The sequence below is a fragment of the Rhodanobacter sp. BL-MT-08 genome, from assembly GCF_054161255.1.
Genome location: NZ_CP167872.1, coordinates 3,868,796 through 3,882,305 on the forward strand (window position 1 = coordinate 3,868,796; position 13,510 = coordinate 3,882,305).

16 protein-coding genes are annotated in these 13,510 nt (G+C 64.3%); 7 read left to right on the top strand and 9 right to left on the bottom strand.

Translation table 11 applies throughout. The annotated features are described in order from the left end of the window. Window positions 1–98 precede the first annotated feature (98 nt). Window positions 99–389: a DNA-directed RNA polymerase subunit omega gene (gene rpoZ / locus ACDK93_RS17220; RefSeq protein WP_179482627.1), complete on the bottom strand. Its 291-nt coding sequence runs from the start codon at window positions 387–389 to the stop codon at window positions 99–101. 204 nt (window positions 390–593) lie between these two features. Here rpoZ and ACDK93_RS17225 point away from each other — a divergent pair, with 204 nt between their 5' ends. Beyond that, entirely contained in the window at window positions 594–1,430 is an 837-nt protein-coding gene (locus ACDK93_RS17225; protein ID WP_458070245.1) for an MlaA family lipoprotein, read from the top strand. A gap of 74 nt (window positions 1,431–1,504) precedes the next feature. On the opposite strand, the gene ACDK93_RS17230 is transcribed toward ACDK93_RS17225, so the two are convergent. The 6 genes from ACDK93_RS17230 to gmk form a co-directional block, all read right to left on the bottom strand. Further along, the gene (locus ACDK93_RS17230) at window positions 1,505–1,813 is read right to left on the bottom strand and encodes an STAS domain-containing protein (RefSeq protein ID WP_458070247.1); all 309 of its coding nucleotides are present in this window, start codon (window positions 1,811–1,813) and stop codon (window positions 1,505–1,507) included. Next, window positions 1,810–2,484, bottom strand: coding sequence for an MlaC/ttg2D family ABC transporter substrate-binding protein (locus ACDK93_RS17235; protein ID WP_458070249.1), 675 nt, complete (start codon window positions 2,482–2,484; stop codon window positions 1,810–1,812). Before ACDK93_RS17235 ends, ACDK93_RS17230 begins: the two co-directional genes overlap by 4 nt. A gap of 25 nt (window positions 2,485–2,509) precedes the next feature. After that, window positions 2,510–3,415, bottom strand: coding sequence for an outer membrane lipid asymmetry maintenance protein MlaD (gene mlaD, locus ACDK93_RS17240; protein ID WP_458070251.1), 906 nt, complete (start codon window positions 3,413–3,415; stop codon window positions 2,510–2,512). Between the two features lie 67 nt (window positions 3,416–3,482). Further along, window positions 3,483–4,259, bottom strand: a complete 777-nt coding sequence (gene mlaE / locus ACDK93_RS17245; protein ID WP_458070252.1) for a lipid asymmetry maintenance ABC transporter permease subunit MlaE — start codon at window positions 4,257–4,259, stop codon at window positions 3,483–3,485. Then, a complete protein-coding gene (locus ACDK93_RS17250) occupies window positions 4,256–5,092 on the bottom strand; it encodes an ABC transporter ATP-binding protein (RefSeq protein WP_458070253.1) in 837 nt (278 codons plus the stop codon). Before ACDK93_RS17250 ends, mlaE begins: the two co-directional genes overlap by 4 nt. A gap of 103 nt (window positions 5,093–5,195) precedes the next feature. Beyond that, the gene (gene gmk / locus ACDK93_RS17255) at window positions 5,196–5,861 is read right to left on the bottom strand and encodes a guanylate kinase (RefSeq protein ID WP_458070254.1); all 666 of its coding nucleotides are present in this window, start codon (window positions 5,859–5,861) and stop codon (window positions 5,196–5,198) included. A 251-nt stretch (window positions 5,862–6,112) separates the two neighbouring features. Between gmk and ACDK93_RS17260 the strand changes: the two genes are divergently transcribed. Beyond that, window positions 6,113–6,769, top strand: coding sequence for a hypothetical protein (locus ACDK93_RS17260; protein WP_458070255.1), 657 nt, complete (start codon window positions 6,113–6,115; stop codon window positions 6,767–6,769). Here the strand turns inward: ACDK93_RS17260 and ACDK93_RS17265 are convergent. After that, window positions 6,731–6,922: a hypothetical protein gene (locus ACDK93_RS17265; protein WP_458070256.1), complete on the bottom strand. Its 192-nt coding sequence runs from the start codon at window positions 6,920–6,922 to the stop codon at window positions 6,731–6,733. The genes ACDK93_RS17260 and ACDK93_RS17265 overlap by 39 nt on opposite strands. 286 nt (window positions 6,923–7,208) lie before the next feature. Beyond that, window positions 7,209–8,072 carry a YicC/YloC family endoribonuclease gene (locus ACDK93_RS17270; RefSeq protein ID WP_458070257.1) on the bottom strand — a complete coding sequence of 288 codons (864 nt, stop codon included), beginning with the start codon at window positions 8,070–8,072 and terminating at the stop codon, window positions 7,209–7,211. A 90-nt stretch (window positions 8,073–8,162) separates the two neighbouring features. Here ACDK93_RS17270 and rph point away from each other — a divergent pair, with 90 nt between their 5' ends. The 5 genes from rph to ACDK93_RS17295 all read left to right on the top strand — a co-directional run bounded on the left by rph (window position 8,163) and on the right by ACDK93_RS17295 (window position 13,395). After that, window positions 8,163–8,897 carry a ribonuclease PH gene (gene rph / locus ACDK93_RS17275; protein WP_458070258.1) on the top strand — a complete coding sequence of 245 codons (735 nt, stop codon included), beginning with the start codon at window positions 8,163–8,165 and terminating at the stop codon, window positions 8,895–8,897. 7 nt (window positions 8,898–8,904) lie between these two features. Further along, window positions 8,905–9,492 (top strand): RdgB/HAM1 family non-canonical purine NTP pyrophosphatase, encoded by a 588-nt coding sequence (gene rdgB / locus ACDK93_RS17280; protein WP_458070259.1) that lies wholly within the window; start codon window positions 8,905–8,907, stop codon window positions 9,490–9,492. A gap of 18 nt (window positions 9,493–9,510) precedes the next feature. Continuing rightward, a complete protein-coding gene (gene hemW / locus ACDK93_RS17285; RefSeq protein WP_458070260.1) occupies window positions 9,511–10,680 on the top strand; it encodes a radical SAM family heme chaperone HemW in 1,170 nt (389 codons plus the stop codon). A gap of 100 nt (window positions 10,681–10,780) precedes the next feature. Next, window positions 10,781–13,039 carry a DUF1631 family protein gene (locus tag ACDK93_RS17290; RefSeq protein WP_458070261.1) on the top strand — a complete coding sequence of 753 codons (2,259 nt, stop codon included), beginning with the start codon at window positions 10,781–10,783 and terminating at the stop codon, window positions 13,037–13,039. Continuing rightward, window positions 13,036–13,395: a PilZ domain-containing protein gene (locus ACDK93_RS17295; RefSeq protein WP_458070262.1), complete on the top strand. Its 360-nt coding sequence runs from the start codon at window positions 13,036–13,038 to the stop codon at window positions 13,393–13,395. The genes ACDK93_RS17290 and ACDK93_RS17295 overlap by 4 nt, the downstream gene beginning before the upstream one ends. The last annotated feature ends 115 nt before the right edge of the window (window positions 13,396–13,510 follow it).

Below are 13,510 nucleotides of genomic sequence, written 5' to 3' on the forward strand. Positions count from 1 at the left end.
GAGGCTGACGAAGAATGAAACGCGAATGGCTGCGCGCAGGCGTTCCGGAGCACCAGAAGCAACAGTGCGGAAGGAACGCTGTTGACAGCCGGCGTCCATCAGTCGTCGCCGCCCTTGGACAGATCATCGTCAACTTCGGCGGCGGCCCACTCGAGCGCCTCACGTTCGGCGCGCTCGCGCTCGGCCGTGTCGATCTGGTCGATCATGTTCTGGTCGATGCGGCGCTCGGCGATCTCACGCAGGGCCAGCACGGTAGGCTTGTCCTGCTCGGGATTGACCGCAGGCTCGGCGCCCTTTTCCAGCTGGCGCGCGCGCTTGGTAGCCATAAGCACCAGCTCGAAACGGTTGTTGACCACCTCGAGGCAGTCTTCAACGGTGATACGTGCCATGCGAAATCCTCAAAAAATAAATGACTTAAGCGGCCGAGTAGTGTATCGAGCGGGCGCTTTGCTGGCAATGTGGCCAGCGCGTATGATGGCCGGCTGCCTACGCGCGAGCTTTATGAGGCTAAAAGCACACTGAAAGCCGTGCAAGATATAAAACTAATCAGTACAATTATGTTCGCCTCCCTCGCCCACGAATCTTTCGCAACGATGCCTTCCATGCCCCGATCCCTCCCCCTGAGTCGCTGGTTGCTGCTGCTTGCGATCGTGCTGTTGGCTGGCTGCGCCACCATCGCCCCTCCGCGCACCGACGACCCGCTGGAGAAGTACAACCGCAAGGCCTACAAATTCAATGATTCGCTGGACAAGGCCGTCATTCGCCCGGTGGCCGTCGGCTATCGCAAGATCACCAATGCTCCGGTGCGAAAGGGCGTAACAAACTTCTTCACCAATATCCGCATGCCGATCACGGTGGTCAATGATCTGCTGCAGGCCCGCCCCAAGCAGGCCGCGCAGAGCACAGGGCGCTTTGTGGTCAATCTGACGATCGGCTTCGTCGGCTTCATGGACCCGGCCAGCCAGTTCGGCATCCCGCTGGAAAACAATGACTTCGGCATTACGCTGGCGCGCTGGGGCCTGCCGGAAGGTGATTACCTGATGCTGCCGCTGTTCGGCCCAAGCACCGGCCGCGATATATGGCGCATACCGGTGGACAGCTACTTCCTCGATCCGCTGAGTTATTTCTCGTCGAATTATCACTATCACGGTCTGCAGTATCTGCCGCAGGTGATCTATCTGGTCAACCTTCGTGCCCGCGCCATCGATGCAGAGGGTTTCCTCAACTCGGCCTACGATCCGTACGTGTTCATTCGTGACGCGTATCGCCAGCAGCGGCTTTACGACATTTACGACGGCAACCCGCCGGACAGCGCGATTCAGCACATGCAGGGGCTGGACGACAAGAATTTCGATCCCGATGAATTGCTCGATCAGCAGCACCAGTGGGAAAACAGCCATCCGGGCCAGACCAACAAGGGCAGCCAGTAATCCCGCAGCATCCAAATTTAATGCATACAAAAAAGGGGCCGTCGGCCCCTTTTTTGTGCCTGCAACTTGCCGGACTAGCCGATCAGGTGATCGACCTCGGATACCCTGGCCAGCGCCTGCAGCCCGTCAGGCATGTGCACGATTTTCAGCTGCCGTCCTTTTCTCGCCGCCTCCGCCATGACCGTAACCAGGCATGACAAGCCGGCACTGTCGGCATGCGACACACCGGCCAGATCGAGCTGCGCGATGGAGCGATCCGCCAACGCCGCCTCGATCGCCTCGGTAGCTGCTGCCGCCGTGTTGAAGTTGAGCAGCCCCGAGACACCGAGCACACCCGGCGTCTTGGTCGTCAGCTCAAACCCGCGGTCGGCGACGACAGTCACTGCCCCCCCTTGGTGTCCTTCGCCATCGAGTCGAGCGCCTTGCCGCCCTTGGTCTCAAGATTGGTGATCAGCGCATCGATGCCGCTCTTGCGAATTTCCGCGTCGACCTGATTGCGGTAGTTGGTGACGTAGGAGATGCCCTCGATGATCACATCGTAGGCCTTCCAGTCACCGGAGTGGGTCTTGCGAAAAGCGTAGTCGATCGATACGAGCTTGCCGTCGTCCATCACCACCTGGGTGCGGACCAGGGTGCGCTTGTCGTTGAGGTCGCCGCTGAACGGCAGCACCTTGACGCGCCCGCGCGTGTAGTCGAGCAGCCCTTCGGCATAGCGGTGGGTGATCGAGTTGTAGAACGCCTTGGCGAAGCGCTCGCGCTGGGCCGGAGTCGCTTCGCGAGCGTGCTGTCCCAGCACCAGGATCGACGCGTAGTCAATGTCGAAGTGCGGCAGCAGCACTTCGTCGATGATGCTGATCAGCTTGTCCTGATTCTGCTTCAACTCATCGCGGTGCCCGTCGATGGCTGTGGCCAGCTGGTCGGCAATGGATTGAATGATCTGTTCGGGCGTCTGCGTGGCGGACGCGGCGGCCGGCGCCGGATCCTGTGCAAACGACGGGCTGGCGACGAGGGCGCCCATGGCAATGGCGGTGGCGAGAGCAAGTCTGCGCAACATGGAAAACTCCTTGGACATGACCGGTTTACTGCTTGCCGGTGGGGGTAGTGGGAGAGGATGTATCCGACGACTTGTCGCCGGGCTTGCCGTTGCCGGCATCTTTCTTGTCGCTGGATGAGGAACCATTGACCAGGAACTTGCCGATCAAATCCTCCAGCTGCATGGCGGACTGAGTCAACACCATTTCATCACCGTTCTTCAGTGCATCCGGTGAACCGCCCGGCTGGATGGCGACGAACTGCGAGCCGATCAAGCCGCTGGTGAACACGGCCGCCGAGGAATCGTCGGGAATCTGGTTGTAGCGATTATCTATCGCCAGAGTGACCTTCGCATCGAGCTTGACCGGATCGGCCACGACCGACTGCACGCTGCCGATCGGCACGCCTGCCATTTTCACCGCCGCACCGGCCGACAGCGTACCGACGTTCGAGAAGGTCGCCGTGACCTTATAGGTGCCGCCCAGGTTGTCGGCCATGCCGCCGGCACCGAAGAACTTGCCCAGCATGTCCTCCAGCTGCTCGGCCGGCTTGGTCAGCGCCAGCGTGCCGCCATCGGCGACCGTCTTCTTGGATGTGCCGTAGACAATGCCGACGTACTGGTCGCCCAGCAGGCCACTGGTGAAGATGGTGGCGACCGAATCGAGCGGGATCTTGTCGTAGTTTTTGTCGATCGCCAGCTTCACGTCGGCCACTTCGGCGCCGGGCGCCAGCGTGATCGACTGCACCTGACCGACGCGCACGCCGGCAATTTTCACCGGCGCGCGCTCTTTGAGCTGACCGATGTTGGCGAAGTGGGTGTCGACGGTATAGCTGGCGCCGTGTTGCGTGTTGGCGACAGACGTGGTCTGGGTCGCCAGATACACCAGCGCGGCAAAACCCAGCACGATGAACAGGCCGGTGCCGACGGCATAGGAGTTTCTCGGTTGGCTCACGGCACGATCCTCGATAGACGATGGAAAAACAGGGACTGGGGGAAAATGAAGCGATGCATGGCGGCCATCACATCAGGAACGCGGTGAGGACGAAGTCCAGCGCCAGAATGGCGATCGACGAAGCCACCACGGTACGCGTCGTGGCATAGGCCACGCCTTCGCTGGTCGCCGGCGTGGTAAAGCCCTGATAAACGGCAATCAGCGTCACCACGGCGCCGAACGCCAGGCTTTTCAGCAGCACGCCGTTGACGATATCGGTGTGCAGATCGACCACCGCCGTCATGTTCGACCAGAACGTGCCGTTGTCGATGCCCAGCCAGGTAACGCCGACCAGGTGCCCGCCGAGCACCGACATGGCGCAAAACACGCAGCACAGCAGCGGCATCGCGATCAGCCCGGCCAGAAAGCGCGGCGTGCCGACGTAGGCGATCGGATCGACCGCCATCATCTCCATCGCATCGATCTGGTCGGTGGCGCGCATCAGGCCGATCTCGGCCGTAATCGACGTACCTGCCCGACCGGCGAAAAGCAGCGCAGTGACCACCGGCCCGAGTTCGCGGTATACCGACAGCGCCACCACCATGCCACTGGCCGAGGTGCCGCCGAAGATCGACAGCACGTGGTACAGCTGCAGCATCAGCACCATGCCGACAAACAGACCGCAAACCATGATGATGGTCAGGCTCATCGCGCCAACAAACCACAGCTGGCGCAGCGTTTCGCGCACGTAGCGGAAGCTGCGCGGAATCGCCGCCAGTAGGGTGAGCAGAAACAGCGCGCAACCGCCGATCTGGGCCAGCGACCCGGTCAACGCATTGGTGGTCGGTACCGGACGCGTACTCATTTGGCGGCTCCGGAAAAGCCCAGCGCCCGCGCGTAGTCACCCGCGGGATACTGGAACGGCACCGGGCCATCCTCCTGTCCGCCGAAAAACTGCTTCGTCCAGGCGGAGCCGTCGTCGGCGATGGTCTTCGGATCGCCCTGCGCCACGACCTTGCCGTTGGCAATCAGGAACACGTGATCGGCGATCCGCTTCACCGCCTCGATTTCGTGCGCCACCAGCACGCTGGTGATGCCGAGCGTTTCGTTGAGCGTGCGGATCAACTTCAGCACCTGATTCAGCGCCACAGGATCGAGCCCCACAAACGGTTCGTCATAAAGAATCAGCATCGGATCGAACACGATCGCACGCGCCAGCGCGACCCGCCGCGCCATGCCGCCGGACAGCTCGTTCGGCATCAGCTGCGCGGCGCCACGCAGACCGACCGCCTGCAGTTTCAGCAGCACCACGTTGCGAATCAGCACTTCGGGCAGCTTGGTGTGCTGGCGCAGCGGAAAGGCCACGTTCTCGAACACGCTGAAGTCGGTCAGCAGGGCCGAGTTCTGAAACAGATAACCGATGCCCTCGCGCAGCTTGTACAGCGCTTCGCGCGACAACTGGGGCACGTCCTGACCATCCACCAGGATCTGCCCGGCATCCGGCGTCATCTGCCCGGTGATGTGCTTGAGCAGGGTCGTTTTGCCGGTGCCACTAGGGCCCATGATGGCCGTGACCTTGCCGCGCGGAATGTCCAGATCGAGCTTGTCGAAAATCGTCTTGCCGTTGAGTACCGTCGTCAGGCCGCGAACCCGCACCAGGGTGCTGTCGTCAGGCGGGTTGCGTACGGGATCGGTCATGGGAGGGAAACGGCGATAAGAAGACGTTCAAGGTAGCCGAAGAACCGTGCGAAGACCATGAATACCCGCGCGCCGCTTAACTCTCGCTCAGCCCTATGGCCGCTCAACCGCCGGCCAGCAGCTCCGCGATCAGCGCCTCGTGCCGCCGCCACTGCAGCGCGCTGCGCTGGCGCACCGCCCGCACGATCGCCTGCAGGTCGTCCAGGGCATCGGCAAAGGCATCGTTGATCAGGATGTAGTCGAACTCGTGCGCGTGGGCGATCTCGCCACGCGAGTTGTGCAGCCGCCGCTCGATCACCTCGGCGCTGTCCGACCCGCGCCCGCGCAATCGGCGCTCCAGCTCGGCGCGCGAGGGCGGCAGGATGAAAATGCTGACGCAGTCGGACTTGCTGCGACGCACCTGCTCGGCGCCCTGCCAGTCGATCTCCAGCAGCACGTCACGGCCTTCACCCAGCAGCGACTGCACGGTGGTGCGCGACGTGCCGTAGAGATTGCCGTGAACTTCGGCGTGCTCGAGAAAAATCCCCTCGCCGATTTCGCGCTCGAATTCCGCACGCTCCACAAAAAAGTAGTGCCGGCCGTACTGCTCGCCCTGCCGCGGCGGTCGCGTGGTGTGCGATACCGACAGCGAAATGGCCGGCTCGCGCTCGAGCAGCGCATTGACCAGGCTCGACTTGCCCGCGCCGGACGGTGCGGCGACGACGAACAGCGTGCCTTCGAACTCAACGGTGGCGGCGGCGATGCTCATGCCGGTCAGGCCCGGTGCCATGCCGCGGGCGTCGACGACTGCGACGTTTTGCCACCGGGACGTTTGGCGTCGGCGCGGTACTGGGCGTTTGGCATCGAAGAATTGGCTTTCATCGTCGAAGTATAACGGCTGGACCCGGTCGTCCAGCCGTTGCGGCGCTTCGAAGGCCTCTGCGCGCCATGGTCGGATGCTGCGTTTCTGCCGACTGCCCTGAATTCGGCAGCCTCCGCGTTTATTAGGCTGCGGGAATCGCATGGGGAAAACGGTGCTCGATGAAGGCAAGGCTTTTTTTGATGCTCGCACTGAGCGCGGCAGGCATAGCAGCGACCGCGCAGGCTGCCGCCCGTTTGCGGAGCCCTAGATCGGCGCCCAGTCTCCAGATTTTAGGGTTCACGCTGGGGCAGCCGCCGACGCTGATCACCTGCCCGACCACGCGGGACGGTCTCTTCGACAGCCGATCGTGGTCGCCGACGCTCGACAGCACCTGCATGGAGGCCGCGACCCACGCCGACACAAGCTCGGATGGCCGCGAGAAAACCCTGCCGGTCCACTTCAGCCGCTCCGAAGAACCAACGCTTGCGCCGGGCACCCGCGCGCGCGGTTTTGCGCTGGTGATACTGGACGACACCGTGCAGGGCCTGCGCGTGCGCACCAGCGGTCTGGACAGCCAGAAAGCGACCTTTGCCGTGCTCAGAAAAAAGTACGGCCCGCCTACCTCCGTTGCCGGAGTACACGGCCAGAACAGCGCGGAGAGGTCAGCCGCAAGCATCAGCGCCAGCTGGGTCTTCACCGACCTTAAGGTCCGCTTCGAAGGCATCGATGCGACGACTGGCGAAGGGAGGTTATTCATCACCACCGTCGGCGCATACGAATACGCTGAGCTAAGCAAATCAGCGAATCAGGTAGAACTCGCGGCGCGCGGCGGGTGACTGCCACGCCTGCAGCTGTTCGCGTGATTCGGCGATCACCAGTTCGGCCACGAGGTCGACGGCATCGGCCCGGGTGGCGAATCGCATGACGGATTCCTGTGTCTCGGTGTCGAACACGATGAAGCCTTCGCGCGCGGGCCTGATCTCAAGCATGGTGCGTTCTGCCTCAAGGGAGGGGGCTTCGTTCCCGGAAAGCCCTGACCTTGATCGACGGCGGTTGCCGAACGCTTATCGGGTGGGGCGCTACGTGCGAAGCAGAATCAGACTGACCGGCGCCGCGACGTTTTGTTATAGGCCCAGGCAGTCGCGTCATGTAGGGTTTTGCTGACGCGCAGAGATGTCCTGCTCGCTGCAGGTGCCCGCTTGCATGGTCCGCAACCCCGGCGGACTCAGCCTGCTGTCAGGGATTGAGCAGTGCGCGATGGCATGAACCGCAGCGTCACTCGATGTTCTGCACCTGCTCGCGCATCTGCTCGATCAGCACCTTCAGCTCGACCGCCGCGTTGGTGCTGCGGGTGTCGACCGATTTGGAACCCAGCGTGTTCGCCTCGCGGTTGAACTCCTGCATCAGGAAATCCAGCCGGCGACCGACCGGTTCCTTCAGCCCCAGCACGCGGCGGGTTTCGCCGATATGCGTGCTGAGGCGATCCAGCTCTTCGTCCACGTCGGTGCGGGTGATCTGCATTACCAGCTCCTGCTCCAGCCGGCCCGGCTCGATCGGCTGCTTGATGTCGGCCAGCCGGCCTTCGAGGCGGGTGCGCAACGCCGCACGGATTTCCGGCATCCAGCGGCGCACGTCGGCGACCACGCGTTCGATGCTGTCGAGCTTGTCACGCAGGATCTCGCCAAGCTTTTCACCTTCACGCTCGCGCGTTGCCGTGAGCGCGTCGAGCGCGCGATCGAGCACCTCGAACAGCGCGGCCTGCTGCGCCTCCGGATCGATCTCCGCCTGCTGCATCACGCCGGGAAAGCGCAGCAGATCGGTCAGTTCGACGCGCATCTGGGGAAAGCGCGTGCGCATGCTCAGGGCCAGTTCGGCCAGTTTGGACACCAGCGCGTCGTTGATGTTGAGGCTGTCGCTGCGCGCATCGTTGCCGCGCAGGCGCACCGTGATATCCAGCTTGCCGCGCGACAGCTTGGCCGCAATGCGCTCGCGCAGCAGCGACTCGAAGCCGCGCAGTTCGTCCGGAAGGCGCGGGCTCAGTTCCAGATAACGATGGTTGACCGTGCGCAGTTCGCAGCTGAGCGTGCCTGCGGGGCCGGTGGTTTCAGCGCTGGCGTACGCCGTCATGCTGCGGATCATTCGAGTGACATCCAGACGTCCTGAGAGAGCGCAATGGTAAACTCTGCGGCCCCGCCATGCTCGACCCGGCGATCCGAAGCGAAGCCCTCCATGAATGCAGTCACCCGCCCCAGCGGCCGCGCCAGCGACCAGCTGCGCAGCGTTACCATCGAACGCCATTACACCCGCCACGCCGAAGGTTCGGTGCTGGTGAGCTTCGGCGACACCCGCGTGCTGTGCACGGCCAGCATCGAGGATCGCGTGCCGAACTGGCTGCGCGGCAAGGGCGAAGGCTGGGTCACCGCCGAGTACGGCATGCTGCCTCGTGCCACCAACACCCGCACGCAGCGCGAAGCCGCGCGCGGCGGCCAAGGCGGCCGCACAATGGAGATCCAGCGGCTGATCGGCCGCAGCCTGCGCGCCTGCATCAACCGGCAGGCGCTGGGTGAGCGCGTCATCACGCTGGACTGCGACGTGATCCAGGCCGACGGCGGCACCCGCACAGCGGCGATTACCGGTGCCTACGTCGCCCTGGTCGACGCGGTCAATCACCTGATGAAGCGCGAAAACCTCAAGCGCAACCCTATCGTCGGCGCCGTCGCCGCGATTTCCGTCGGCATCTACAAAGGCATGCCGGTCCTGGATCTCGATTACGCCGAGGACTCCAACTGCGATACCGACATGAACGTGGTGATGAACGACGGCGGCGGCTTTATCGAAGTACAGGGCACCGCTGAAGGTCATGCGTTTCGCCGCGACGAAATGAACGCGCTGCTGGCGCTGGCTGAGAAAGGCATCGGCGAGCTGGTACTGGCGCAGCGCGCGGCGCTGACGCCGGCCGGTTGAGTCGGTTATGCAGCGCATCGTTCTGGCCAGCAGCAATCCCGGCAAGCTCGCGGAGTTCAACCTGCTGCTGGCCGATAGCGGCTTTGAGGTGGTGACGCAGGCGAGCCTCGGCGTGGATGATGCCGAGGAAACCGGCCTCAGCTTTGTCGAGAACGCGCTGCTGAAGGCGCGCCACGCCGCGCGCGCCACCGGCCTGCCCGCGCTGGCGGATGACTCGGGCCTGTGTGTCGACCATCTGCGCGGCGCGCCGGGCCTTTACTCCGCTCGTTATGCCGGCACGCACGGCGATAACGCGGCCAACAACGCCAAGCTGCTGCGCGAGCTCGACGGCGTGCCGCCGGAACAGCGCGGCGCCTTCTTCATCTGCGTATTGGCGCTGATCCAGCACGCGGACGATCCCGCGCCGCTGATCGCCGAAGGTCGCTGGCATGGACATGTGCTCGGCGAAACGCGCGGCGTCCAAGGTTTCGGCTACGACCCGCTGTTTGTCGCAGACGGCCAGAGCGCCAGTGCGGCCGAGCTCGATCCGTCACTGAAGTCGCGCATCAGCCATCGCGGCCAGGCGCTGGCCCGGCTGCGCGCGCAGCTTGGCTGATCCGATGACGATGGACCCATGTCAAAGCTGATCGCTCCGCCGCTCTCGCTCTACGTGCACATGCCGTGGTGCGTGAAAAAATGCCCGTACTGCGATTTCAACTCGCACGGGCTGCGCAACGAGCCGCCGCCGTACGAGGCCTATATCGACCATCTGCTGGCCGATCTCGACGCCGACCGGCGCGACTTTGGCGCGGCGCTTGAACAGCGCCCGATCGTCAGCGTGTTCTTCGGTGGCGGCACGCCGAGCCTATTTGCACCGGCGCTCATCGAGCGGTTTCTGGACGGCGCGCGCGCACGGCTGCCGTTCGACGCCGAGGTCGAAGTCACCCTGGAAACCAATCCCGGCACGGTCGAACACGGCCGTTTCGACGGCTATCTGGCGGCCGGCGTCAACCGCATCTCGTTCGGCATCCAGAGCTTCGACGACGACAAGCTGAAGCGGCTCGGCCGCATCCATTCGGCGATCGAGGCCGAGGTCGCGGTGAAGTCGGCGCAGGATGCCGGCTACCGCAACATCAATCTGGACCTGATGTACGCCCTGCCGCAGCAGCAGCTTGACGGTGCGCTGGCCGATGTCGCCCGCGCGGTGGCACTGCAGCCCACGCATATCTCGCACTACCAGCTCACGCTGGAACCCAATACCGCCTTCGCCGCCAACCCGCCGCCGCTGCCCGACGACGACCACGCCTGGGCGATGCAGGAAGCCTGCGAGCAGGCGCTGGCTGCGGGCGGCTACGGGCAGTACGAAATTTCGGCGTATGCCCGGGCCGACCGGCGCTGCGCGCACAACCTCAATTACTGGCGCTTCGGCGACTATCTCGGCATCGGCGCCGGCGCGCACGGCAAGATCAGCGACGCCACCCGCGGCACGGTTCACCGCCGCTGGAAGTCGCGCCTGCCGAAGAGTTATATGGATGCCGGTGACAGCGCGAAGCGCATCGGCGGCGACAGCGTGGTCGACGCCGCCGAGCTGCCGTTCGAATACATGCTCAACGCGCTGCGGCTGGTCGACGGCGTGCCCTCGGCGGACTTCTCTGCCCATACCGGGCTAGCGCCGGAAATGATTGCGCCCGCAGTGGCCGCCGCCCGCCAACGCGGCTGGCTGACCGACGATCCGGAAAAACTGCAGACCACCGCGCTCGGCCAGCGCTTTCTGAACGACGTCATCGCCAGTTTTCTGGACTGACGCGTCCACCACGATTTCGCCGGGCCCTACACGATTATCAAGTGGCGCGTCCGTGACAAGCGGCATAAACTCAGCCGATTGGGGATAGGGCGAGTTCATCATGGATGTCGAGCAGAATCGACGTCGTCGTTTCGAGGCGTATCAATCATTCCGTCTGAAAGACGGACGCTGGCCCGCGCGCGCGCAGCGGCTGCTCGAATCTTCTTACGCGCTCTGCGTGGAAGGTTTGCAAGAACCGCTGCATCACTGCCTGACTGATTTCGAGCAGAAGCTGTTCAAGCAGGCCGAAAGCGCCAAGCTGCCCAAGCAGCAGCAGGACTTTCTGATCAGCCGACTGCGCGTGGTGCACGACCGCGTGGCGTTCGAAGAGAGGTTTCTGCTGGAGCTGGCTGGCGCCTTCAACGAGATCGACAAGGCCTCGCTCAAACCCGAAACATTCGCGACCCCTCGATCGCGGCTGTCGCTGCAGCTGCTCGATCAGACCGAGCAGGAAATGGTGATGTCGATCGAGCGCCTCGGCGCGCGCGGCGAAATGCGCCATAACAGCGTGCTATATGAGCTGGGCTATCGACTGGCCGTGCTGATCGGCGCGCCGCCGCTGGACGGTCGCGCGCTGCCACTGGGCCCATACGCGCTCACGCGCGCCATCCACGCGGCCAGCCTTGTGCTTGAGCTGCCGCTGGAGCATCACCTGCTGCTGATGCAGAGCTTCGAGGAGCAGCTGATCCAGGCGCTTGCCCCGGTATACGACACGGTCAATGCGAAGCTGCTGGAGGACGGCATTCTGCCCGAGCTGCGCAGCATCCCGGTGCCGCGCCAGGTCAACACGCGGCCGGGAACTGCGACGCCAGAAACCGCCGCCGCTCCGGTGGAGAAAGTCCGTCAGACCAGCGCCTCGGGCGCTGCAACCAGCGATTCCATCGAGGTGCTCGAGTCGCTGCGCGAACTGTTGACCCAGCGACGCACCGCGGCCAGCGCATCCCACGGCCAACCGGCCGGTCGCGCCGCCAGCGCCGATGAACTGCAGGTCGCGCTCGGCGCGCTGCAGCAGCATCTGGTCAAGGTCACCGACCAGGCCAGCCGCGAATTGCGCAGCGCCCAGCGGCTGCGCGAAGAGCTGCTGACCCAGCTCAATCTCGGCAAACCCGCCGGCGCACCGCAGACCCAGCTCAGCGTCGAACAGGGCGACACGGTCGATCTGGTTGCCATGCTGTTCGAGCAGCTCGGCCAGCAGCTGCACGGCAACGGCCACAATGCGCATGCCCTGCTGGGCAACATGCAGCTGCCGGTCACGCGCATCGCCGTGGCAGAGCCGGAGTTTCTGGAAAAACGCGATCACCCCGCGCGCAAGCTGCTCGATACCGTCACCGCTGCCGCGCACGACTGGCTCGACGGCAGCGACGACGAGAGCGGGCGTCCGCTGGCGGCCAAGCTCGACCAGCTGGTGGCGCGCGCCAATCAGGAGCCACCAACCGCCGGCCTCTACACCGCCCTGCTGGCCGATATCGAACATCATCTCTCGCTGCTGACGCGCAAAGCACAGACCGCCGAAAGCCGTCATCTGGAAGCGGCGAAGGGCCGCGAGCGACTCGATCAGGCGCGCCAGCGCGCCAGCGAGTACATGGCCGAGCGCTTTGCCCAGGCGCCGCCGCGCGGCCTGCTACGAGCACTGCTGGATCGCGCGTGGTCCGACGTGCTGGCGCTGACCCTGTTGCGCCACGGCGAACACAGCGGCGCGTTCGAGGCACAGCTAGCGATCACCGACCAGCTGCTAGGCCGTCTGCCGATACGCGATGTCGACCAGCTGCAGGTCGATGTGGAGGTAGGCCTGCAGCAGATCGGCATGCACGCCGAAGAAGCCGTGCAGGTCGCGCAGCGACTGCTGGGGCTGGACGATCCGGATGCCAATATCGACCTGCCCAGCACCACCGATCTGGCGCTGCGGCTGAAGCAGCATCAGCGCCTGGGCGAAAGCGTCAACGCGGAAGGCCCGGTTCCCGAGATTGCGCAGGAGGCCACGATCGATCCCCGCGAGCTCTCCATGCAGCAGCACTTGCGCGACCTGCCCTTTGGTACGTGGTTCGAATTTGTCGACCCCGCCGGCGGACGCATGGTGCGACGCAAGCTCGTGTGGCATTCGCCGATATCCGGCCGCTGCCTGCTGGTGACGCAACGCGGCCAGCGCGGCGAGGAAATGAATATTGCGCAGCTCGCGCACGAAATCGTGGCCGGACGCGTCAGCGAAGTACCGGTGCAGCGCGAAGGCCTGCTCGACCGTGCCTGGCGCAGCCTCACCGGCAGCCTGCGCCAGTCCGCTTCCTTGGGGCAGAAACAACGACAGGAGTCCGTCCGCCCATGAATATCCGCGAAGGCTATGGCGAAAAGCGCCGCATCGAACGCAAGCGCGTGACCTTTCCCGCCCAGGTCACCGACGCCATCAGCGGCCGCATGATGGGCTATGTCGGCAATCTCTCCAGCAACGGCATGCTGCTGATCAGCACCCAGGCGCCGCGCGGCGAAGCGCTGTTCCAGGTGAAGCTGCCGCTGCCCGAGTCGGGACAGGACTTGGGCTCCGCTGCGCTGATCGAGGTCGGCATCCAGGAACAGTGGCACGACCATGCGGCCAGCCCGGGCCAGGTGTGGGCCGGCTACCGGATCGTGGCCATCAGCGATGCCGACGCCGAGCGCCTGCACGTCTGGCTCGATCGAAACTGAGCATGTGGACCCGCTGAGCGTCTAAGAACAAGACGATCCGCGCGCCATGATGCGCGCGTCGTATGGTCTTATCATGGGCAGTCAGGCCGCGCGTGCTGCTCACGCCGCGGCGCTC

Excerpts from the sequence above, each read along its gene's own strand:
- rpoZ (WP_179482627.1), bottom strand. The coding sequence starts at position 389 with ATGGCACGTATCACCGTTGAAGACTGCCTCGAGGTGGTCAACAACCGT.
- ACDK93_RS17225 (WP_458070245.1), top strand. The coding sequence starts at position 594 with ATGCCTTCCATGCCCCGATCCCTCCCCCTGAGTCGCTGGTTGCTGCTG.
- ACDK93_RS17235 (WP_458070249.1), bottom strand. The coding sequence starts at position 2,484 with ATGTTGCGCAGACTTGCTCTCGCCACCGCCATTGCCATGGGCGCCCTC.
- mlaE (WP_458070252.1), bottom strand. The coding sequence starts at position 4,259 with ATGAGTACGCGTCCGGTACCGACCACCAATGCGTTGACCGGGTCGCTG.
- ACDK93_RS17250 (WP_458070253.1), bottom strand. The coding sequence starts at position 5,092 with ATGACCGATCCCGTACGCAACCCGCCTGACGACAGCACCCTGGTGCGG.
- gmk (WP_458070254.1), bottom strand. The coding sequence starts at position 5,861 with ATGGCACCGGGCCTGACCGGCATGAGCATCGCCGCCGCCACCGTTGAG.
- ACDK93_RS17260 (WP_458070255.1), top strand. The coding sequence starts at position 6,113 with ATGAAGGCAAGGCTTTTTTTGATGCTCGCACTGAGCGCGGCAGGCATA.
- ACDK93_RS17265 (WP_458070256.1), bottom strand. The coding sequence starts at position 6,922 with ATGCTTGAGATCAGGCCCGCGCGCGAAGGCTTCATCGTGTTCGACACC.
- ACDK93_RS17270 (WP_458070257.1), bottom strand. The coding sequence starts at position 8,072 with ATGATCCGCAGCATGACGGCGTACGCCAGCGCTGAAACCACCGGCCCC.
- rph (WP_458070258.1), top strand. The coding sequence starts at position 8,163 with ATGAATGCAGTCACCCGCCCCAGCGGCCGCGCCAGCGACCAGCTGCGC.
- rdgB (WP_458070259.1), top strand. The coding sequence starts at position 8,905 with ATGCAGCGCATCGTTCTGGCCAGCAGCAATCCCGGCAAGCTCGCGGAG.
- hemW (WP_458070260.1), top strand. The coding sequence starts at position 9,511 with ATGTCAAAGCTGATCGCTCCGCCGCTCTCGCTCTACGTGCACATGCCG.
- ACDK93_RS17290 (WP_458070261.1), top strand. The coding sequence starts at position 10,781 with ATGGATGTCGAGCAGAATCGACGTCGTCGTTTCGAGGCGTATCAATCA.
- ACDK93_RS17295 (WP_458070262.1), top strand. The coding sequence starts at position 13,036 with ATGAATATCCGCGAAGGCTATGGCGAAAAGCGCCGCATCGAACGCAAG.